Raw genomic sequence first — 20,250 nt, 5'->3', positions numbered from 1 at the left:
AACTGTCCTTAAACCCACATCGGGTATAGCGCAAATCCAGTAATGATCGCTGGAGCGAATGGAAGGCGGAGCTTGTTGGAAATTCTGGTCGCTAAATGACGCCTCAAAACGATCTGCTCCCTAACGTACTTAAGAGCTTGATCCTTTACAGTTAGATGAGAACGTGAGATGTAACTGAAAAGATAGAAAAGACCATATACCGCGCCACACAGCACGGTTGCCATTAAAAACGTTGCCAAGTGTTCAAGCCCGGTTCCGAGAGCTAACACGGCCATGAGCTTAACGTCACCGCCAGCCATTACCCTCATACTAAACAAAACAAAACCCAACGCTAACATCAGGAAAAAAGCGATAAGATTAGATGCTGGTATGTTTGTTAACCCGTTATATTTTAAGGCAAGAGCCGCTACCATTGTAATTAGAGAAAGAATTACCCAATTGTTTGGAATTCGATTATCTCTAATATCAAACACTGCTACCGTTAGAAGTGGAAGCCATAACGCATACTCGATAAAATCCATTTTACCCCTCCAAGCCGTATGACCACGACCTAAAAATGAGGTCATGGTCACTCGCTTCAGACTTATAACGCCTCAACTTTGTCAATTTGTGAATCAAGTTCTGTTTTCAAGTCTCCCCAAATACCGCCGCCTGCGATAACGAAGACTGTGATAATTAAAGCTGCGCCAATGACATACTCTAATATTGTTAAACCTTCTTCATCTTTGATGAAATCCTTACACAATTTAGTTAGCGTCGACATAACAATCTCCTTTTGGTCTCTGTTTGCTTAACGCTCTTTCAAATTAGGAGAATATATGCTGTTTAGTTAGGACTTTCTTATTCAATTTGTGTAACTATTTTGACATCTACTACGATAAAACAATTCTGATTTTTTAAACATAAGTTAATTCACGGGTAAACTTATGTTTTAGCTATAGCATAAAATAGTCAACTCAGACTTAGAAATTAAAGCAATTGGTTGACTAATAAACATCACTTTCATAGTGTCCTACTGCTAGAACTCTAAATATAGAGGCCGTTTAAAATGCGCCAGTCAAAGAAAAATCATGCCTTTAACTGTATTGAGTGTATTAACAATGAGATTGTTTTAAGTTTAGGTGTCACTTTTATGATGTTTTTTGGTAAAAAAATCCTGTGCTACTAAGCTAATAATATAGTTTAAGCGGATTGTCGCACTTTTGAGAGAGAAAAATGGCGTATTGGATGGGGAAGCCGACTATTTTGCTTCCAAAGGTTATACGAGACTATTTAAGCGAAAAGATCACTGTGATTGAAGTTGGGGACGATGTTTCTGTAATCACCCAGCCCTCTCAACGGTTTTGTTTTTACTTTTCAGAAAGTTATGATAATGACACTACACTATTAACACTTTTGAAAATCTGCCAGAATCTCTCCAAAACCCTCGTACTGTTTCACGACTCGAGTATTCCTGAGGCTTATTTAAAGAGTGGGCTCGTCAAAGCACATGTAGATATCACATCCCCTCATGCACTTAAGAAAACCGCACTCGCGTTTGAACATGTTACGTCTTTGCTGGAAAAAAACGGAGACACCCAACCTACTGTATCAAGCGTAAGTGAAACACAAATAAGAAAGGAAGTTAATCAGCAACAAACGAGACCAGAACTCAACACCATTGATGCAGCGTTAGACTACATAGAGAAGCACTATAACGAAAACCTAAGAGAGGTTGATGTGGCAGCACACTGTCATCTATCTACCCAGCACTTCTCCCGCGTCTTCCATAAAAAAGTCGGTCGAAGCTTCAGAGATCATGTAAGCCAGTTGAGACTCGAACATGCCAAGCGTTTATTGCTCGCAAATGAAGTTAAACAAATCTCTGCTATCGCTTATCAAAGTGGTTTTAAAGATGTCTCTTACTTCTCGAGATTTTTTAAGAAGAAAACAGGCATGAGCCCTGGAACTTTTCGAAATTTTAAAGGGATACTTAAGATTAGCTGAGCGAATGCTAAACAGGCCTACACGAACCAAGAAACACCAATAGAGAAAGCCGTCAACTAAAAAGCCCAACTCCGATGAAATATCGAAATCAGGCCTCGAGAGTCACACAACCGTTGTGACCACTCTTGTGTTCGCTTCTCAAACAGGGAATATCAAGCTCGATAAAAAAACCGCTAATTCATGCTCACCATACAAATAAAGCGGTTAGTATCAAACGTCTTGTCAAATACATCTTTCTTCTGCGAAGAGTAAACGCGCCCTTCTGCTGTCCAATAATCACCCGGCTTTAGATCTGTATACAGCTCTAGGTACTTGTAAGCGGCTTTAGTTGGCAACTTAGACGACAGTTTTTGCTCACAATATTGTGTCGCGTCAGCGCGGCTTAAGAACACTTCTGCTGATTTATTATTACCGCGATACACTGGGTACAAATAGGTAAAGACTTCGTCTTTGTATACGACGGTATTAGAAAACGTGCCAACTTCCTGCTTTGGTAGTTTTTTCATTTCGGCCGATTTAGGATCATTTAGCACTTTCTTCGTGATTTGTGCCGCCTGGTTGTTTTTTGCACTATTGGCAGCAGGAGTAGCCTTTTTTACCGCAGGTGCTGATGATTTAGCGACAGATTTTTTCTGAGTTTTCTTTGCAAACGGGAAGAAATAATCCCCGTCGTTTTTCAAATTCAGACGCAGTGATTGTGTCTTACCATTATTCACGGCTTTGACACTATAAACACCGACGTAGTTACCGGACAGCTCAATCACGTCACCGCTGCCCACTTTTTCATCATTAATGTAATAATCTGTTTTTGCAGAGTTAGAGCGAAATACAAATCTGATTTTATCAAGATTCAGAGCCTTACGAATTTCACCTTCTAAGTTCGAGTTAAAGGCATTTTTATACTCAGCTGAGACAGTATAAGTCAGGTCACCATTCAACTTTTGCGTTGCATCGACCACTTTGTATGACGTCAGGTTAATACGCTCAGAACCGCCCTTTTCAAGTGCAAAAGCGTTTTTCATATAAGGCAGGTTGCGGTTCACACACGCAGACAAACTTTCAGTCACTTTACACTCAAGTTTGCCTGAGTAATTTTCTTGATGAACCACATTGGCTTCTTTTAAATGACGGTCTTTGATACTGCGATAAAGTGCCAATAATTGATCATTTTTATCACGCTCAATTTGCGTCACGCTAGCTTGATTAGAAGCGATGGTTTTATTGAGTTCTTTAAGCTTGGTTTCAGCATCCGCTAGCTCAGTGTTGAGCTTATTGATGGAGGTCGATACGCCACGTAATGCTAAAGCAATACCTTCATCGTATTCACCTTGCAGAAGCTTCTCTTGGAATACTTGAGAGTCCGCTTTGACGATATCAATACTGTTCAGCAGCTTAATTTTATTTGCTTCGATGCTTGAAGAAGTCTTGTTGTAAAGAGAGATGGTATCATCTAGGCCAACTTCGCCGTAACGAGACGAATATTCACTGTTAATAGTGTCTAATTCCGACTGCTCACTGCTATTAACCAGTTCAGAAGCCCAAGCGCCTGACATCATCGTCACGCCTGCTAACGTGATCAATGTTTTCGCTCTAAAATGTGGTAATAATTTTTCTAGATTCACAACAACCTCATAATCCTTCTTAACCGCCTGAACATTTCCATATTCCGCTTATTTTTATAAAATGAAGGGTTTCTTACTGATATAATTTTCTATTCTATCAAAGCCCCAAAGCAGTGTCGCTACAATGAAGCGCAATTGTGTGATCTTATTCATCAATTAAGAGGGAGTTCACCAAAGTAAAGATCAATCGCTCTCGTGTTGAGATGAAATATACACCTCAGAACGGCGGTTTAACGAACGATTTTGAGAACTATCGTTTGGGACTAAGGGTTGCGTCTCACCATAAGTACGCACTGTGATGTTATTTTTATCGACACCTATTTCTGTCAGTAAGTCATACACTGACAAAGCCCTTTTAAGTCCCAATTCCTGATTATACCCTTGTGAACCAACACTATCAGTGTGCCCCTCGATTGACAGGGTTTTATCGCTAAGTACCTGCTGGGTCGACAAAGTGTCAATGGCGCGTTTGGCCATCGGCGTAATAGCATACTTATCAAAATCAAAGTGAAGTCGCGCTATAGGTTCCCCGACAATCAAATTTGCAGTACCACTCACAATACGAGTTTGACACGGCGCCGATGCAGCAAAAACAGCAGCGTCATCAGCAAGACGACTCGCCAAACTTCTATCTTCGCTTAACTGCTCAATCGCCAGGAAGCCTCGTCGATGTTTACCTGTTCCTACCACATTGTCAACCGAAACACTATATTGAATCTCGCTATCTTTACTGTCACAGTAAACGCTTGGTGCCGCATAGACTTGAGAAACCGTCCAAGTCAGTGTCACGACTACAGTTAAAGTTTTATATGTCATTAGATCCCCTTAATACAGCTTGGTCGTTCCACTGCCTTTCGCTCCTTTGCGAATCAGTTCTTTGATTGTTTCAGTTAACAAATCTAAATTGTCCACACTAACAATCTTGTCGAGTGAGTCTTCGGAGTTTTGCCCCTCTTCCGTCACGCAAATCCAAAATGGATCACTGTCTCCACTACCCAAAGTGTACTGAATTCTGACAAAGCCGATGAATAAACCTGGAATAAACTCCCTCGCTCTATCACAGAGCCCTTTATCAACCAAGTTTTGAAAAATCTCTGGGTAAGGATCTTCTTTTCCATCACTCAAGATAATAATCATAGGGATAGTGTTATTACCTATCTCTATTTCTTCTTCCGTTGCATCTGGTTTGGGGAGCTCTTCGTAGAGCATTTGCATCGCTCTGAGTAAACCTTGATACACGGCAGTGCCACCATTTGGACTCATACTATCTATACGTTCTAATTCTGAGTATTTACTGGTAAACGGAATGGTTTCAAAGTTACCTTTGGCAATTGTTAAGTAAAGGTTGTTATTGTTCTGATCAAATGAAAAGTTACGAATCTTCCGCTTATCCACTGCGAAATCATCAATAGTTTTCTTAAAACGAATATAATCAGGATGCTCTAGGAGACTAAAACTCCGATGACTATCTATCACATGCTTTACTCGCTTTGCTTGTTCGAGCCTATCCGCTACTCCAACGTTATCAACCTGACAAGACTCCCAGTTTTCCTCAAGACAAGACTCTAAACCGGAATATGTCAAGGAACTCCACTTACCCCAGTCAACCTTCTCATACTTTACTGAAAACTCATCTTTTGGGTAGTTCCCTTTATATCTCAATTGACTATCAGAGTTACACGAACCTATCCCACCTGATAGACATCCGCTTCCGCTCACTGATGATTGAGTTCGAATATTAAACGGTACAAGCGCGATACGATTTTCAATTGAAGCCTCTCCTTCTCGCGCTACCAGTACTTCTTGACCGATACTCTTCACAGCCTTTTTAAGGCTATCGACTTTATTACCTTTCATGGAACCAGAAAAGTCCGCAACCAAAGCAAGATTGACCAGCTTGTCTCCTAAATATTCTGGGTACTTTCTAGCAACAGAGCTTGCTGTTATCTTCTGTTTTTCGTCAAAAGAAGGAATAAAATGGCTCTTGAACCAAGAGGCATGAGTGGTGGTTACGTCAACTGTATATTGAATATACTCTGTATCGTTTTCACTCTCTTCGTGATAGTAGCGCTCTGTTTCCACTTTACTACTCTCGATATCACGAATGTAACTATTGAAATAGCGGAGTGCCAAATCAGGTGCATTGGCCGATTGATCCTGAACAGTAATAGCGATGGCAGCGGCTTCAGCAGCATCACGAGCGCGACTGTGTTCTTGAACGTAACGAGTGCCCTCAACAGCCCAAAAACTAAAACCCATTATCGGTACCAAAGTCATACCCAGCCAAATAAAGGCGACACCCTTTTGACGACAAATTCTCTTAGAGTACGTTACTTTTTTCACAGGCTACCTCCCCGCGATAATGGAAGATGAAACAATGGTCGAACTGGGCTTCGCCCCAACGACAAACGAGCTAAACCAGGAGTCATGCTGCTCGCAAAGCGTTACGCGATAAAGTGGGTAAACCGTGCCCTTATCTTCAGGCGCTAAGTCGGCATAATCAACAATATCATCGGCTGCGCAACTCAGTATTTTAAACTCTTCAGTACTGTATTCTGCGGTAATACCTTTACCCTCTAGTGACTCGATTCGCAACGCCACTTTGTCAGCTGGCATCGCTAACATTCGACTCGCCACAGCCTTGAAGTCATTCAGTTCAGTGCTTGACACTGAAATATTTCGCTCTTCGGAAATATCGCCTTCAAAATATCTACTACGTTCTTTTAAAATATTAACCAGCGCAAAACTGGAACGATCTAATTTTGCTCGCACCAAAAGCTGATAGCTCAAATCGGTAGAAAAAAGATAGATCGCGCATAGACATACCAATACAAATGCAAGCTCGATGGCAAATGTGCCTCGCTGCGCATTTTCGGGGGCTAGCCTTCTAGAGCGTATCTGCATCATCCCAGCCCTCATGTTCTAAATTTAGTACCATAGTGCGTGATATCTGCTGCTCAGAAACACTCCAAATAGCTAAAATTGGCGTGTAACGATAATTAACCGTAATTTCAGCTAAATCGTATGTAAAAGTAAGATTTTGGCTGTCGTGACCACGATTTTGGACGAAGTCTTGATACGTCGCGAAGTAAGTTCCATCGATTGAGAAACGTTCATTATCAATCAAGAAGTTCCACAAGTTACTCTCATTTTCGATCAACTCCTTAAACTTACTCTCATACTGGTCATGTAGGCCACTTCCTTGATAAATCTTTGTGTTTCTGATGGTTTCTCTGAGCGCATATTCCGTCATATTGACGACGTATACTTGATAACAGGTTTCAAAAATGGCGAAGGTGGAAAACAGCAGCACCACTGCGCCAAGCGCGAACTCTATGCTAGTTGTCCCTAACACCTTCAGTCGTCTAGTCATGACTTAGCCCTCTAAAACTGCCAAATCGTGAACGATTTCTGCAAACTCTAGATCATCAAAGTCATCACTTAGGAGCTTTTTGGCTGCCTCAATACGGTCACTTTTAAGCAAAGCAATGGCAAGGTTGGTACGGACGGTCTTGTCCTTGGGATGGTTTTCAAGCACATGAGAAAGCGTTGTAACGGCTGCTTGATAGTCGCCTTTCGCCATGTGTATCATTGCAATGTTGTTTTTGACGACCTTATCATCATACCCACGCAACCTTGCAGTATTGAACTGAGTTTTTGCTTCGTCAAAACGAGTCTCATTAGCGTATGCAACACCAAGTAAAAGGTGTACTTTACCACTACTATTGCCACTTTTAATGGCGGCTAAATAATAGGTTATTGCTTGTTCGGTATTTTCCTGTGCCTCTGCCACTTGTCCAGCTAGTTGATACAGTGTAGGGCCTTTAAAGCCACTCTCAATAAGGTGCTGGACGTAAAAGTCTGCGGATTCAATATCGCCTTTATTAAAATATGCCCAAGCCAAGCTTTCCAAAACCTGCGGAGAAGAATTACCTTGCTCTAACATGCCTTGATATATGCGCACTAACCCATCATGATTGCCAACTCTTTCCATACTATTAATTTCTTGTTGTTGAGCGGTAATATCTTCGTGAGTTGTCTGGCAGCCTGAAATTGAAATACAAGACACAACCAACAATCTCAAAAACAATGGGTACACATTGTTGTTAACAGCCATCGCCATTACCCTCCCATATTAATTGACATTTGCATGATCCCGGGTGCAAGTATCAAAATGACGATCGGAAACATAATAAGCAAGATCAAGGGGACACTCATTTTTGCAGACAACTTACCGACTTTTTCTTCGACGGTAAGAAGCTGGATCTTGCGCATATCCTCAGCAAGCTGACTCAATGTTTGAGCAACCGAAGTACCGTATTGCAAATTCTGAATCAGCGTGAGAACGAAACTTCTCATGGCTGGCGTTGGAATACGCTCACTCAAGTTGTCGAGCGCTTTCTCAAGTCCATGTATTCTTGCTGAATCTGAGGTGCGCTTTACTTGATGGCACAAGTCAGCATCAAATTCTTTCAGCTCATCTCCCAAATACGCAAGACTTGCCTCTATAGTCATTCCCGTTTGAACACAAACTGACATCATATCGAGCAAATAAGGCAACTGAGATGAGGTTTTGCCGACTAAATATTTTTTGCGCATTGCCAATAAAAAATCGGGCCCCACTATAACGAGCACGACGGCAAAGAGGACTGCCAAAATAGCGTTCGTCATTGACAAATCTGCAAAGATAACCAGAGAGACTAGCCCCCCCAACAAAGCCAATTTGAAAGGGAAATAAAACTTCGCCCATTCTCTGTTGTAGTACCCTGCTTCAATTAACTTTTGCTCCAACTCATGTCGATGTTCCTTGCCAAACCGAACGAACAAACGTCCTACCTTAGAAGGACCGTTTTGGGTTGAGTGCGAAATAAGGCCATCGATACGCTTCTTACGCTGCTCTGCTTTCACAGATTCGAATATGAAATATATCGCAGCGAGAATGACGATTAACGTAGAGCCGAGAATAATCATGCTCTTACCCCTCGCACCAAGAACCATATAATGAACAAACCAATAAATTCACTCGTAACGACATAATAAAGAATGTACTGACCACTCGAGTCATTAAGTATAAAGTCTACGTTTTTAGGATTGATGTAGTTCAGAATGACAGCAAAGATAGCTGGTATGGCAGCGACTATTTTGGCAGAAATACGTGCTTCAGAAGTCATCGCCATTTTTTTCTTTTCCAATGTTCGCGCGTCAACTAGAACCCTAATTAATCGTGCAAGCACACCTTTTAACTGACCACCTCGTGAGATATTCGCTCGTAGAGTAACAGTAAAAAATATAAACTCAGGGTAAGGGTAGCTTTTACATGCTCGCTGTAACACAACCTCCGGCGTCTCCCCTAGCATAAGTCTTTCACCCATATACTTAAATTCGCGTCCCACCGGCCCATCCATGGTATTTCCAACATAAGTGATCGCCTTCATTAAACTATCACCAGCGGTAACCGCACTCATTAAGATATTCAAAGCATCGGGGAATGTATTTTCAAAGTTGGATCGGCGTTTACTAATCAAAAATCGGTAACCGAATAAAATGGCCAAAGACGCAAGGCCTATGCTCCAACCGTACGGCTTTATTGCAAGAACTTCATGGACTATGTACCATGCACCTACTAAACAGCAAGTAATATACAAGGTTATGTATAGTGAAAATCTTGGTCCTAGCACTTGTAGCGTTGGAGATAATGTACTTGCAAAGCTTTGCCATTTTTTTTTCCCAGCCAACGACTGAATGTTAACCGCGTTGAGCGATTCAGAGCTCACCGTCTGATCATCATCGAAAAAACGCTTCACTTTATTTTGCTTTGATGTGTGCATCAATAATAAAGCGATAGCAAAAAGAATAAGTGACAGCCATACCATATCGTTACCCCTTAAACGACGCCATCAAGTCATCATAGAGACCAAAGAACTGAGATTTCTTGACAAGTTCAGAGCGCCGCATAATTCCATTGGTCATATAATGACCCTTTACCGTCTCTCCAAATTCAGAATCGTCGTACTGAAAACGATATATTTCTTCCATCACGACACTGTCGCCCTCTAGCCCAATTACCTCAGAAATGCTGGTTATTTTTCTAGAGCCATCTCTTAACCTGTTTACCTGGACGATCATCTGCACGGCACTTACGATTGTTCTGCGAATCGCGTCCAGTGGTTGATTGAGGTTCGCCATCATGACCATTGATTCCACACGAGCGATCGCATCTCTCGGAGTATTGGCGTGCAATGTAGACATCGACCCATCGTGACCGGTATTCATCGCTTGAAGCATCTCAAAAGCTTCTGAACCACGACACTCACCAAGAATGATTCGGTCGGGTCGCATACGAAGTGCATTGATGACTAGGTCACGCTGCGTAACCGCACCGGTCTGCTCTATACTTGCTGCGCGTGTCTCCATACGGACTAAGTTAGGTTGTTGTAGTCTAAGCTCAGCAGCATCCTCGATAGTCACTATGCGCTCATCCTCCGCGACATATTGTGACAAAGCATTAAGCAAGGTTGTTTTACCCGAACCTGTACCGCCCGAGATCAAGATGTTCATTCTGCAACGGGCAGCGATCATTAGAACTCTTGCCATTTCAACAGACATAGAGCCAAACTCTATCAAGTCTTCAAAATCGATGTTTTGCTCACGAAACTTACGAATTGAAATAGAGGTGCCATCGAGAGCAATAGGAGGGATTACGATGTTGACGCGGCTTCCATCTTCTAACCGTGCATCTACGGTCGGTGAGAGTTCATCGACTCTACGTCCTACTCTAGAAGCAATACGCTTGGCAATTGCGAGCAATTGTTCTTCATTTACAAATGCGACATCAGATTGTTGAACCTTACCATGACGCTCAAAGAAGATATTGCTCGGCCCGTTCACCATAATATCTGTAATTGATTGGTCATCAACAAGCGGCTGCAAAGGGCCAAGCCCAAACAGCTCGTCCATCAAGCTCTTTACTAAACCAGATTTCATCATCGACGTTAGAGGACGGTGATAATTAGTAGCGAGCAGATCAACGGCACTCTGTATTTGTCTTTCGAGTTCACCGCGTTCCATTTTCTGGACCGCTTCCGCGTCTAACGCCTCAAATATTTGCTGGCGAAAGTCGATGTAGAGACTCTTATTGGCGCTCATTTCATCGCTCCTTTACTACGGAGCCAGTTCTTAAGGCGTCCTGATTCAATAGGCTGACCATTAATTAGCTTAACTAGATGCATGATGGAGCGACTGATGTTTCTATCATGCTTGTGTGCACGTTTTCCATCTAAAATGATGTGTGACAGTGATTTGCAGTAACCTAACTTTAGATCTGGCTCTTGACCTAAGTACTTTTTCACTTCTGTAGTTTGCAACACAAACGAATTATCGGGACGGTGATAATTCATCACCAAAATGATCCGCGTGCGAGTCGACAAGGTCAGTTGTAAGTTAGATATCTTGTCATAGATTCGCTTTGTTGCTCTGACTGATGATACAGAAGGATCAAATACAAGTACTACAACATCGAAGTTATCGACCAAGAGTTGATTTTCCACATCAAAACTAACACTGCGTGAAAAGTCTTCAATGATAAAGTTGGTGTTGCGAGTCAGCAAATCACAGAGTGTTTGGCTGTAATTAAGAATGTCACTCTGACTCATCTCTCCTTGCAGAGACAAAAGCCTAAATCCTTTTCTAACCTCAAACAAAAAGCCTAAGGCACCTTCTTCATCCATCTCGTGCAGTGGAGCTGTAAACTCATCGATGGCACGTGGCTTGAAGTTATCTAGAGCCAGCAGCACATCTACATTAGTATCTGCATACTGATGGTCAACCAAAATCGTATCGGTTCCCTGAGTAGACAACAGAGAGCTTAACTCTGCAGAAATAACCGATGTTCCAACGCCGCCTTTACTGCCCACAATAGCCACTCGTTTTGCTTTGCGCTTTTGGCTAACACCGGAAAATGTTCTTAAGTTCTTGTTAACATGGGTCAAAAAGTCGGCAAACTCTTGCTTGTTAACCGGCCAGAAAACATAATAAAAGCCCATCTCTTTTAGAGCACGCAATGTAGAAATCGCATCCTCTTTACCAATCACTACTACACCTTTGTGTGTCGGCAGTGTACTGGCAAATGCCCTTGCGTCATCAATAACACTCGATGATTCATTAAGCTCAAGCAAAACGATGTGACCACTCTGCTGGCGAGATTGATTAAAAAAGCCGTTAGCAACCTTCACGCATTCTGGTTCATTCCACCCCTCAAAACGGAATAGCTCTTTTACCATGTCCTTACATTCGTTCGACTGATAGTAAAGCGTGCAACCTGCGACGCCGCTCGCTGCTGGCTTTTCCTGTTTAGCTTTACTTCTCAGTGCCTTGGTTAAATCAAGCATCATCACTCCCCGACCAATCGAGCTTTATAGGCAACTTGCTTAGCACGCATCGTTTCAACAAAGCAGTCTCGTATCGCGAGCTCTTTTTGAATTTGAGCACCTTGGCATGGTTCCGTCTTTATCTTTTTAACCGTGACGTCCATTTTTAGATCTGCCAACAGGTTCTTGTTGTGTAAATAAACGACACGCTGAGGATCTACCTCATGTGTTTGATAAGATGCAAACAAGGTTTGTAGCAATTTCCTGGCATCAGAGGTTCGGTACTCAACGTGGTAGATTGCGGCTCGATCGATCGATTCAAAGTTATCGATAATGTTCGCCAACTGTGCTCTAACCGCCGGCTTGTTTTTAATTCGCACTTCGTAGCTGTGATGTTCATCATAAACTAACGCTTCAGCGCCGTTGCCACCAAAATAGCGCTCTGAGGAGCAGGCCGATATCGCCAAACACGTAAGTGTAAATGCAAATAACCGAATCATTGGATAAAGCCTCCCTGTGACAACAGTCGAATAGTCGCATCGGAGTCGCGAGTGTGCTTTCCTTGATCTTCTAGATTAAACCAACGCATCAAGGTTGAGGTTTTGCGGATATAAGGTAACTGAACATCCGTCGGCTTAATTGGTTCCACTAGATTAACTGTCGCAATGATAATCAACTCAGTACGCCTGCGTTCGGTAATCGATTTTCTAAATGCAGCCCCTAAGACCGGGATGTCACCCAACAATGGGGTTTTCTGCAATTCTTCAAAGTCCGCGCTGCTCATCAATCCACCCAAGATGAAACTGTCGCCATCAGCAAGCTCTATGGTGGTCATTGCACGGCGAGAAGCAAGTTGAGGGACTTTGGTGTCACCGATAGCCACGTAACCTTCTATCTCACTCACTTCTGGAAATAGTTGCATGCGAATACGCTCTGGGCCTTGTACATGTGCAGTAAGGTCAAGCTTGATGCCATATTCTTTGAACGTAATATTGACATTGCTATTCGTAGAAACCACTACGGGCACTTCCCCACCGACAAGAAAACTCGCTGACTCCCCAGACAAAACAGTCAAGTTTGGCTCAGCAAGTACTTCAGCAATAGAATCGTTCGCCAGGGCTGTAATCACTGTGCTAATGCTGTCAGCATCAAATTGGTCCAGTAAGAACTGACCAACGCCAATGCCTGCCCAATCAACACCAACGGTTTCTCCGAACGACTCACTTACCTGAGCAACGGAGATTTTCACATTCACTTGCTTGACCGTAGTCACTTCGATGCGCTCGATAATGCCTTCCCAAGTCATGTTACGGGCAAAGATCATACTTTCTGGTTCTTGTAGACTAACGCCTTCGGTTTCAAAGCTGAGGCGTTGAGTGTTCTCATAGCGGGCGACCTTTCCTCTGCCTAACAATGCCGCAACCATTCGGTAGATATCATTACGTGTTTGCTCGGTTTTTACTGTACCACTGACCGCAACCTGATCGCCGATGGACTCTAGTTTGACATTAGCATCAGGGAAGTGAAAAGCGAGTTGACGCCTAACTTGCTTGAGATCTAAGTCAACAATGATACGGTCAGACATAAGTACGCTATCGTCCGTTCCATAAATAATCAGCCTTGTTTGACCAATGCCTGCAGCAAAGACAACTAAAGTTGTATCACTAATAATCTTATAATCAGCAACATTAGGGTCGCTAATAAACACCTTGCCGATCGCAGAAGATAACTGAACATGCTGGCTTTCACTTAAAGTGATATAGCGTTCAGCAGCGACGCTCCCAAAAGCCCAAATGGAGCCGAATAATAACGTCGCTACACACAGCCACAATTTTTTAATTTGAGTTCTGTAGCTAGCCATTACATCGCCTCTCTCAACTGACTCGACTTACCTCGAAACTCTTGAATTCCGACGTAGTTATCAATTACGTTTCTAACCTCTGCCATCGTCGGCTTTGTATATTGCTGACTGCGGTAAATTTCGATATGCATAGTTCGCTGGGCAAGCGCTAGCCGAGCAAGATCGTCCGGTTCAACCTCAATTACGACTGTAATAGTGTCGTTTTGCTGACTCGGTGAACGAGCTTTAATGGGTTGCTGCGTGTCTGACCCAATATTGAGAACTTTAATGTTTTTAAGAAACATTTTGGCTCTCACACCCTGAAAGTGCCTTGGTTTATCAATGTTTCCAGACAGATTATCTTGTGGCGAGCTTACAGTTAGAATGTCGACATACGAACCTGGTCGAATGTAATCATTAATAAGGTTCTTTTCACTCACTACAAGGGGGTACAGGGTTTTGCCCTCTGTGATGAGTAGATCTACATACCCCGGTGTATCTTTCTTAGTTTGATATTCAGACATAATGGCTTCACCACGTGCAATATCGCGGTTAGTCAACGTACTCGGATTAAAATCTAGTTCGACATCTTCTTTAATACCGAGTGAAAGTGCCTGAGATAACAGCATCTGTGTCTTTGTGACCATTGAAGTTGTCAGCGGTTGCCCTTTTACAACGCCTTCTTTAGCAAGCCAAACCGTAATGTACTCTTCTTTTTCAACTTCAACGATTGGTTCAGGTTTCGGTGTACTGCGGTTGAGCGACTGCACGCCACCAACGACACCCAATACGAGTGCAACAATCGCAATTAAAAGGACGATTCGTGATCTCATTTAAATACCAACTGAATGTAGGTGAAAGGTAAATATCGTTAGGTAGAAGCCTCCACAAATCGCAACTCCGTAGGGCAATGTTATCGACTCACGAACCGCTATCAATCGATTCTTAATTAGGTAGACCAATGCCAACAAACCACCCAATATCAATGTTAACCAAATTGCAAAAAGCCATTGACTCCAAGGAAGGGCAAATGAGAGCGCCATAACCAGCTTTATATCACCGAAACCAAACCAACGTCTGAGTAATAATGATGATATTAGCGTAGCCGCTACTCCAAATAGTACACCAAACCCTATATTGCTAATAATTGCTAGATTGATTGCTATTAAGCTTAGAAGTAATATGTAGCTATTAGGTATCCGCCTAAACCGAATGTCTGACAAACTCACTAGCACGCACATGCCTAAGAGCGCAGTTAACACAATTAGCATGTACGTACCTAGCTCAACGTTAGTTATTCCGATGGAGCTGGAGATGCAGTAGTCACATCTCCAATTGCAGTTGCTATCGCACTATATGCTCCGAGTAATTGGTCGATAAATGTTTTATCAGTTGTACTACCTGACGTATACAAGATAGCACCTAGCGCCGTCGCCATCGCCACACCAATCAATCCATATTCAATCGCTGTAACACCGCGCTCATCACGTTTGAACTCATTAAAAAAAGTTACTGCATTTACATAAAGCTTAGTCATCATAATCTTAATCCCTTTGAACGTTATTCAACAATAAGCATGGTTTATTCTAAATTATGCTCAAAATATCAAAAAAATAGCTGCTATCGATTTTATCGATAGCCTACTCAAAGAAACCCCCTGTTTACAACTCTAACAATGCACCAACCCTAGTGTCGCGTCAGATATCATAAGTGTTTACTTTTTCTACATTAAGTTGCAGGGAGCACAGTTTTCGTTCGTATATCGATCTCTAAAGTGTGGCACAAATCACATTTCAATCTCGATATATTGCACAGGTTGCCGGGCGTTATTCGATACATAACTGATTGAGCGCACGAAACACGTTGTAAATCGAACTCAATGCATTGGTTTAGGTGCCACTATTGTAAATTACTTGAGAGCAAGCTAATGTATGCCGAAAAGCTTAATTTTTATAATTATAAGTAGTCAAATGGCATAAAGGTTAGTCAATCTATGAAGCTGCAATTCGATAACATTGCTTCGTTTGTTGCAGTGGTTGAGGCGGGGTCTTTTAGTTCAGCTGCGCGTAAGCTGGGTAAATCTCAATCCACGGTAAGCACCGCAATTCAAAATTTAGAGTCTGATTTAGGGTTTAGCCTTTTTATTAGACAAAACGCTAAAGTGACGTTAACTGACAAGGGCAAACGTTTATTTCACCTTTCTACTCCGGTAGTCAGTAAATATCGAGATTTGCTTACAGCAGTGAGTAAAATGAGCCACTCAGAACAGATCGTTTTTCGCGTCGGCATTGATCCTTTGGTTTATAACAGCAATGTGAAACAAACCCTATTTCAATTTTCCGAAGCGTTTCCTGAAATCGACCTCGAAGTCGTCACCAAACCAAGCTTTGTACTGAGTAACTATATTAGCCAAGGAAAAATAGACCTAGCGCTAGGCAATCCATACCACAAAACCGATAACGACTTTAATATGGATGAGTTGTTCAACGTCAATTGTTGGTGGGTGGGACATGCATCACTGTTGGAACACAAACCTAGTCTACCTCGCGTTCTGTTGATGGATGGTTTTGATGAACTGCTTAACCTATCCGATTTGGCAACACATCAGATATGGCGGTTGGATGATCTGTCCACCATTGTCGAACTATGCAAAGCCCAAAAAGGCATAGCGTTTTTACCTGAGCATATTGTGGAACCTTCACTAACAACAAAAGAACTTGCCATTATGACCGACAACTTAGAATTTTTTGGCAAAAAGGTTACCGCATCACTATTTTGGTCGACCCACTCAGACTTTAGTCTCTACAATCAGTGGATACGAAGCCAATTAAAAACCGTCATCGATCAACAAAGTACCTTTGTCGCTGCACTCGCCAACTAACCGTCTTCATCTTTTACAAGTCTCATTCATCACGCTTGGTGTTATCATAATTACACCAAGCGTGATTGCGATCTCTCAGCCTTGTTACTCCTCCCTAACAAATTCATCACATGGATGATTCGCCTAATGCTCATCTAGTAAATAATCAAAGATGCCCTATTGAGCTACAAAAATATAATAAGGACATCGTGTGAAACTGGTTAAATCCCTTATCTCTCTTTCCGTTGGCGCAACCCTACTGTGGGGCTGCTCTGGCGATTCTACCTCGCCAACAGACCAAGGTGGCACCACAACTAGTTATGCGTGCCGCGCTGATAACACTGCGCAAACTGATGACTTACGAATCTATCAAGTAATGGTTGAAAGCTTTGTCGATGGCAATCCTTCTATCGGCCATGGGACTGGTTACGGTACCAGTCACCATATGGGTGACATCCAAGGCATTATTGACTCGCTCGACTATATTCAAGACTTAGGCATGAATGCGGTATGGCTAACACCGATATTCAATTCAGTACCCATTAACGGCCAAGATCATTGGGCAGATAGACTGGATGCGACCGGATACTTCGCTACAGACTACTTTGCCATAGATCCTCGTTTCGGCACCATGGACGATGCTAAAAAGTTAGTTGAAGAGGCGCACAAACGGGGTCTTTACGTCTTCTTTGATGGTGTGTTCGGTCATCATAAAGACAACGTAATGGCTTCACCCACTGGGAATCAGCCAGTCGGTGCAAGTAACCCTGTAAGCTATCCAGAGAGTCTACCTTTCTTCAAAGAGGTGGCGGAATATTGGGTTAAAGAACTAAAAATTGATGGTTGGCGACTCGACCAAGCTTACCAAGTTCCAACGGATGCATGGGCGGAAATTCGTAAGGCCGTTGACGATGCGTCGCAGCAAGTCACCTATACCAATGCTGATGGTGAACTCGTTAACCCACTTGGCTACATGGTGGCAGAGATATGGCGTGGTGAGAGTGATATTGCTCGTGATGGCTACGGCAGCAAAGAAAACCCTGCTCTGTGTTCGGCATTTGATTTCCCTATGCGATATCGCTTAGTACAAACCTTTGCCGTTGAAGAATCAGGCTATGGTTCTAATCAAGGTGGGTTGAAGCTCGCTGAAGGTATGCGAACTCATGACGCCTACCCTGCCCACGCAAAGCCTAACTTGATGCTTGGCAACCACGACTTAGTGCGTTTGGGCGATCTTATTCAACGAGGAAACCTGGCTGAGCCAGAGGATGCTGAATATTGGCAACGACATAAAGCGGCCATCTCATTTCTAGGTGCTTATACTGGCCCCATCACGCTGTATTACGGTGAAGAAATTGGTGATGAGTTAGAAGGTTTTGCTGATCAAGTAACCAATGACTGCGCGATCGCTGGAAAATGTGATGACCATGTAGCACGCATGAGTGGCAAAATTGAGGGTGTCACAGGCATCACCTTAACCACAGAGCAAGCAGATCTTAAGAGCTACGTCAAAGAGCTAATGACGCTTCGCTCCCAGCACCCATCGTTAGCTCAAGGTACTCGCAACAACGTTGTCGCAACAACAAATGCCTATGCAGATCTAAAAACATCAGGTGAAGAATCGATTCTATATATAGTGAATACTACAGCATCGAGTCAAACCATTGCTATTTCTGCAGATAAACTGTCATTTAGTGGCAACCTTAATGATTTGCAAACGAATGACAACGTAACATTGGCTTCTGGTTTCTATAACATCGACCTAGCTCCGTTCCAAGCTAGGTTCCTATCACTTGAATAATAAACAGCGATAAGCCTAAAAAAACAAACCGCCTTCAATAAGCATTGAAGGCGGCTTTTTTCTATCTCATTTCGTTACTATTCCTAGACACTAACAGTCGTAAACCCTAACGGCTAGATAGAAAGACGAATTGTTATGCTAGCGCTGGGTAGGTCTTATATTTCACACTCATCATTTGTTCCATACAGTGTACCACTTGGCAGCTGTAACCAAACTCATTGTCATACCAGATATAAAGTACGCAGCGATTATCTTGTGCGATGGTTGCTTGGCCATCAACAATACCCGGATGACGTGCCCCTACTAGATCGGTAGACACCACTTCCGTCGAATCGGTATAGTCAATCTGAGCTGAAAGTGGAGATGTTAACGACACTTCGCGAAGGTAAGCGTTTAGCTCTTCTTTAGTAGTGTTGCTTTCCAGATTCAAATTCGCAACCGCCATTGAAACATTAGGGGTCGGAACACGAATAGCGTTACCACTCAACTTACCCGCAAGTTCAGGCAGCGCCTTGGCCACTGCTTTTGCTGCACCTGTCGAGGTCAGTACCATATTGAGTGATGCAGAACGTCCGCGACGATCGCCACTGTGGTAGTTATCGATCAGGTTTTGATCGTTGGTGTAAGAGTGCACCGTTTCGATATGACCAGACACAATGCCATATTTATCATTCACCGCTTTAAGCGTTGGTGTAATGGCGTTCGTGGTGCAGCTCGCTGCAGATACAATCGTATCTTCAGCCAAGATACTTTCGTGGTTGACACCAAATACGATGTTTTTGATGTCCCCTTTGCCTGGTGCTGTCAGCAGCACTTTCTCTGCACCATTACACGCGACGTGTTGACCCAGGCCTTCTGCATCTCGCCAAACACCTGTGTTGTCGACGACAAGTGCGTTGTCAATTCCGTAATGGGTGTAATCTACATCCTTCGGGCTGTTCGCGTAGATGATTTGGATGTAATTACCATTCACAATCAGGGCTTTGTTGTCTTCGTCAACTAAAATGCTGCCATTGAATTGACCGTGAACCGAGTCACGACGCAACAAGCTCGCACGTTTTTGAAGGTCACCATCTCGACCACCACGCACAACGATGGCGCGCAGACGTAGCGGATAGCCTGAGCCGCTCTTCTCAACCAAAATACGCGTAAGCAAACGGCCAATGCGTCCAAAACCGTACAGCACAACATCACGTGCTGCTAGTGAGCCATTGCTCTCAATGCTTTCGTTCAGAGTCGTCAATAAGAAGTCATCGATGTTTTGATGACTGTCATTGAGAGACCAGTATTGAGTCGCCAACTGACCTACGTCGATACAGCAAGGAGAAAGGTCAAGTTCAATTAGACGTTCAATGATTGGGGCAGTTTGAGAAATAGAGACGGAAGTAGAACTGTAATGGCGGGAAACACGGTGAGTTTTAATAATATCGATGGTGGTTGCGTTGACGAGTGTTTTACCAAATAAAAGCACTTCTACGCCTTTTTCTCGATATAGCCTGCCAAGAAGCGGCAAAATGGACTCGGCGAGTGTTTGATTTAATTGCCATTGATTTTGGTGGATTTCAGTTTGCGAGATGTTGCTATTACTCATAGTAACCGGGGGCCTCTCTAGGATTAAAGGCTCGCTATGTCTCGTATGTAGGGTACAAGAGATATTGAGCGACACAGGGATGTAATCGTGTTGTTATATTTTATGCCGCGCAGTGTAACAAACAGACACTTAATCTGCTAGTAAAAATAATTCAGCACAAGAGGACGGAAAAGTGTGACTTGAG

At 43.0% G+C, this 20,250-nt stretch carries 21 protein-coding genes; 3 read left to right on the top strand and 18 right to left on the bottom strand.

The genetic code is table 11. The features are described 5' to 3' along the window. Nucleotides 1-8 precede the first annotated feature (8 nt). Both L4C42_RS02445 and L4C42_RS02440 read right to left on the bottom strand, forming a co-directional pair. On the bottom strand, nucleotides 9-521 hold the full coding sequence (locus tag L4C42_RS02445; RefSeq protein ID WP_353496053.1) for an A24 family peptidase: 513 nt from the start codon (nucleotides 519-521) through the stop codon (nucleotides 9-11). A gap of 62 nt (nucleotides 522-583) precedes the next feature. Then, nucleotides 584-763 (bottom strand): Flp family type IVb pilin, encoded by a 180-nt coding sequence (locus L4C42_RS02440; RefSeq protein ID WP_353496052.1) that lies wholly within the window; start codon nucleotides 761-763, stop codon nucleotides 584-586. Nucleotides 764-1,215: 452 nt separating this feature from the next. Between L4C42_RS02440 and L4C42_RS02435 the strand changes: the two genes are divergently transcribed. Beyond that, a complete protein-coding gene (locus L4C42_RS02435; protein WP_418641437.1) occupies nucleotides 1,216-1,986 on the top strand; it encodes an AraC family transcriptional regulator in 771 nt (256 codons plus the stop codon). Between the two features lie 173 nt (nucleotides 1,987-2,159). Here L4C42_RS02435 and L4C42_RS02430 read toward each other — a convergent pair whose 3' ends face one another. The 15 genes from L4C42_RS02430 to L4C42_RS02360 form a co-directional block, all read right to left on the bottom strand. After that, on the bottom strand, nucleotides 2,160-3,608 hold the full coding sequence (locus L4C42_RS02430; protein ID WP_353496050.1) for a hypothetical protein: 1,449 nt from the start codon (nucleotides 3,606-3,608) through the stop codon (nucleotides 2,160-2,162). A 183-nt stretch (nucleotides 3,609-3,791) separates the two neighbouring features. Next, entirely contained in the window at nucleotides 3,792-4,424 is a 633-nt protein-coding gene (locus L4C42_RS02425; protein WP_429759191.1) for an OmpA family protein, read from the bottom strand. A 9-nt stretch (nucleotides 4,425-4,433) separates the two neighbouring features. Continuing rightward, nucleotides 4,434-5,951, bottom strand: coding sequence for a pilus assembly protein TadG-related protein (locus L4C42_RS02420; RefSeq protein ID WP_429759189.1), 1,518 nt, complete (start codon nucleotides 5,949-5,951; stop codon nucleotides 4,434-4,436). Nucleotides 5,952-5,954: 3 nt separating this feature from the next. Next, nucleotides 5,955-6,512 (bottom strand): tight adherence pilus pseudopilin TadF, encoded by a 558-nt coding sequence (gene tadF / locus L4C42_RS02415; protein ID WP_429759295.1) that lies wholly within the window; start codon nucleotides 6,510-6,512, stop codon nucleotides 5,955-5,957. Continuing rightward, nucleotides 6,496-6,981, bottom strand: a complete 486-nt coding sequence (locus L4C42_RS02410; RefSeq protein ID WP_429759187.1) for a TadE family protein — start codon at nucleotides 6,979-6,981, stop codon at nucleotides 6,496-6,498. Before L4C42_RS02410 ends, tadF begins: the two co-directional genes overlap by 17 nt. Before the next feature lie 3 nt (nucleotides 6,982-6,984). Then, nucleotides 6,985-7,731 (bottom strand): tetratricopeptide repeat protein, encoded by a 747-nt coding sequence (locus L4C42_RS02405; RefSeq protein ID WP_429759185.1) that lies wholly within the window; start codon nucleotides 7,729-7,731, stop codon nucleotides 6,985-6,987. Continuing rightward, the gene (locus tag L4C42_RS02400; protein ID WP_429759183.1) at nucleotides 7,731-8,579 is read right to left on the bottom strand and encodes a type II secretion system F family protein; all 849 of its coding nucleotides are present in this window, start codon (nucleotides 8,577-8,579) and stop codon (nucleotides 7,731-7,733) included. Before L4C42_RS02400 ends, L4C42_RS02405 begins: the two co-directional genes overlap by 1 nt. After that, a complete protein-coding gene (locus L4C42_RS02395; protein ID WP_429759181.1) occupies nucleotides 8,576-9,481 on the bottom strand; it encodes a type II secretion system F family protein in 906 nt (301 codons plus the stop codon). The genes L4C42_RS02400 and L4C42_RS02395 overlap by 4 nt, the downstream gene beginning before the upstream one ends. A gap of 4 nt (nucleotides 9,482-9,485) precedes the next feature. Then, nucleotides 9,486-10,754: a TadA family conjugal transfer-associated ATPase gene (locus tag L4C42_RS02390; protein ID WP_429759179.1), complete on the bottom strand. Its 1,269-nt coding sequence runs from the start codon at nucleotides 10,752-10,754 to the stop codon at nucleotides 9,486-9,488. After that, on the bottom strand, nucleotides 10,751-11,995 hold the full coding sequence (locus L4C42_RS02385) for a CpaE/TadZ family protein (protein WP_429759177.1): 1,245 nt from the start codon (nucleotides 11,993-11,995) through the stop codon (nucleotides 10,751-10,753). Before L4C42_RS02385 ends, L4C42_RS02390 begins: the two co-directional genes overlap by 4 nt. Before the next feature lie 2 nt (nucleotides 11,996-11,997). Next, entirely contained in the window at nucleotides 11,998-12,474 is a 477-nt protein-coding gene (locus L4C42_RS02380) for a hypothetical protein (protein ID WP_429759175.1), read from the bottom strand. Next, nucleotides 12,471-13,835: a type II and III secretion system protein family protein gene (locus tag L4C42_RS02375; protein ID WP_429759173.1), complete on the bottom strand. Its 1,365-nt coding sequence runs from the start codon at nucleotides 13,833-13,835 to the stop codon at nucleotides 12,471-12,473. The genes L4C42_RS02380 and L4C42_RS02375 overlap by 4 nt, the downstream gene beginning before the upstream one ends. Next, on the bottom strand, nucleotides 13,835-14,647 hold the full coding sequence (gene cpaB, locus L4C42_RS02370) for a Flp pilus assembly protein CpaB (protein WP_429759171.1): 813 nt from the start codon (nucleotides 14,645-14,647) through the stop codon (nucleotides 13,835-13,837). The genes L4C42_RS02375 and cpaB overlap by 1 nt, the downstream gene beginning before the upstream one ends. Next, the gene (locus tag L4C42_RS02365; protein ID WP_429759293.1) at nucleotides 14,648-15,055 is read right to left on the bottom strand and encodes an A24 family peptidase; all 408 of its coding nucleotides are present in this window, start codon (nucleotides 15,053-15,055) and stop codon (nucleotides 14,648-14,650) included. 53 nt (nucleotides 15,056-15,108) lie between these two features. Then, entirely contained in the window at nucleotides 15,109-15,354 is a 246-nt protein-coding gene (locus tag L4C42_RS02360; RefSeq protein ID WP_429759169.1) for a Flp family type IVb pilin, read from the bottom strand. 453 nt (nucleotides 15,355-15,807) lie between these two features. On the opposite strand from L4C42_RS02360, the gene L4C42_RS02355 reads away from it, so the two are divergent. Further along, complete coding sequence (locus L4C42_RS02355; RefSeq protein ID WP_429759167.1) at nucleotides 15,808-16,695, top strand: LysR family transcriptional regulator; 888 nt, start codon at nucleotides 15,808-15,810, stop codon at nucleotides 16,693-16,695. Between the two features lie 190 nt (nucleotides 16,696-16,885). Then, complete coding sequence (locus tag L4C42_RS02350; protein ID WP_429759165.1) at nucleotides 16,886-18,475, top strand: alpha-amylase family glycosyl hydrolase; 1,590 nt, start codon at nucleotides 16,886-16,888, stop codon at nucleotides 18,473-18,475. 133 nt (nucleotides 18,476-18,608) lie between these two features. Here L4C42_RS02350 and L4C42_RS02345 read toward each other — a convergent pair whose 3' ends face one another. Next, the gene (locus L4C42_RS02345) at nucleotides 18,609-20,066 is read right to left on the bottom strand and encodes a glyceraldehyde-3-phosphate dehydrogenase (RefSeq protein ID WP_429759163.1); all 1,458 of its coding nucleotides are present in this window, start codon (nucleotides 20,064-20,066) and stop codon (nucleotides 18,609-18,611) included. Between the last annotated feature and the right edge of the window lie 184 nt (nucleotides 20,067-20,250).

This window comes from Vibrio wakamikoensis (assembly GCF_050337275.1).
GTDB lineage: Bacteria > Pseudomonadota > Gammaproteobacteria > Enterobacterales > Vibrionaceae > Vibrio > Vibrio chaetopteri.
This window is presented reverse-complemented; position numbering and strand designations above follow the sequence as displayed.

Excerpts from the sequence above, each read along its gene's own strand:
- L4C42_RS02355 (WP_429759167.1), top strand. The coding sequence starts at position 15,808 with ATGAAGCTGCAATTCGATAACATTGCTTCGTTTGTTGCAGTGGTTGAG.
- L4C42_RS02410 (WP_429759187.1), bottom strand. The coding sequence starts at position 6,981 with ATGACTAGACGACTGAAGGTGTTAGGGACAACTAGCATAGAGTTCGCG.
- L4C42_RS02380 (WP_429759175.1), bottom strand. The coding sequence starts at position 12,474 with ATGATTCGGTTATTTGCATTTACACTTACGTGTTTGGCGATATCGGCC.
- L4C42_RS02425 (WP_429759191.1), bottom strand. The coding sequence starts at position 4,424 with ATGACATATAAAACTTTAACTGTAGTCGTGACACTGACTTGGACGGTT.
- tadF (WP_429759295.1), bottom strand. The coding sequence starts at position 6,512 with ATGCAGATACGCTCTAGAAGGCTAGCCCCCGAAAATGCGCAGCGAGGC.
- L4C42_RS02395 (WP_429759181.1), bottom strand. The coding sequence starts at position 9,481 with ATGGTATGGCTGTCACTTATTCTTTTTGCTATCGCTTTATTATTGATG.
- L4C42_RS02360 (WP_429759169.1), bottom strand. The coding sequence starts at position 15,354 with ATGATGACTAAGCTTTATGTAAATGCAGTAACTTTTTTTAATGAGTTC.
- L4C42_RS02345 (WP_429759163.1), bottom strand. The coding sequence starts at position 20,066 with ATGAGTAATAGCAACATCTCGCAAACTGAAATCCACCAAAATCAATGG.
- L4C42_RS02375 (WP_429759173.1), bottom strand. The coding sequence starts at position 13,835 with ATGGCTAGCTACAGAACTCAAATTAAAAAATTGTGGCTGTGTGTAGCG.
- L4C42_RS02390 (WP_429759179.1), bottom strand. The coding sequence starts at position 10,754 with ATGAGCGCCAATAAGAGTCTCTACATCGACTTTCGCCAGCAAATATTT.
- cpaB (WP_429759171.1), bottom strand. The coding sequence starts at position 14,647 with ATGAGATCACGAATCGTCCTTTTAATTGCGATTGTTGCACTCGTATTG.
- L4C42_RS02385 (WP_429759177.1), bottom strand. The coding sequence starts at position 11,995 with ATGCTTGATTTAACCAAGGCACTGAGAAGTAAAGCTAAACAGGAAAAG.
- L4C42_RS02445 (WP_353496053.1), bottom strand. The coding sequence starts at position 521 with ATGGATTTTATCGAGTATGCGTTATGGCTTCCACTTCTAACGGTAGCA.
- L4C42_RS02400 (WP_429759183.1), bottom strand. The coding sequence starts at position 8,579 with ATGATTATTCTCGGCTCTACGTTAATCGTCATTCTCGCTGCGATATAT.
- L4C42_RS02365 (WP_429759293.1), bottom strand. The coding sequence starts at position 15,055 with ATGTGCGTGCTAGTGAGTTTGTCAGACATTCGGTTTAGGCGGATACCT.
- L4C42_RS02440 (WP_353496052.1), bottom strand. The coding sequence starts at position 763 with ATGTCGACGCTAACTAAATTGTGTAAGGATTTCATCAAAGATGAAGAA.
- L4C42_RS02405 (WP_429759185.1), bottom strand. The coding sequence starts at position 7,731 with ATGGCGATGGCTGTTAACAACAATGTGTACCCATTGTTTTTGAGATTG.
- L4C42_RS02435 (WP_418641437.1), top strand. The coding sequence starts at position 1,216 with ATGGCGTATTGGATGGGGAAGCCGACTATTTTGCTTCCAAAGGTTATA.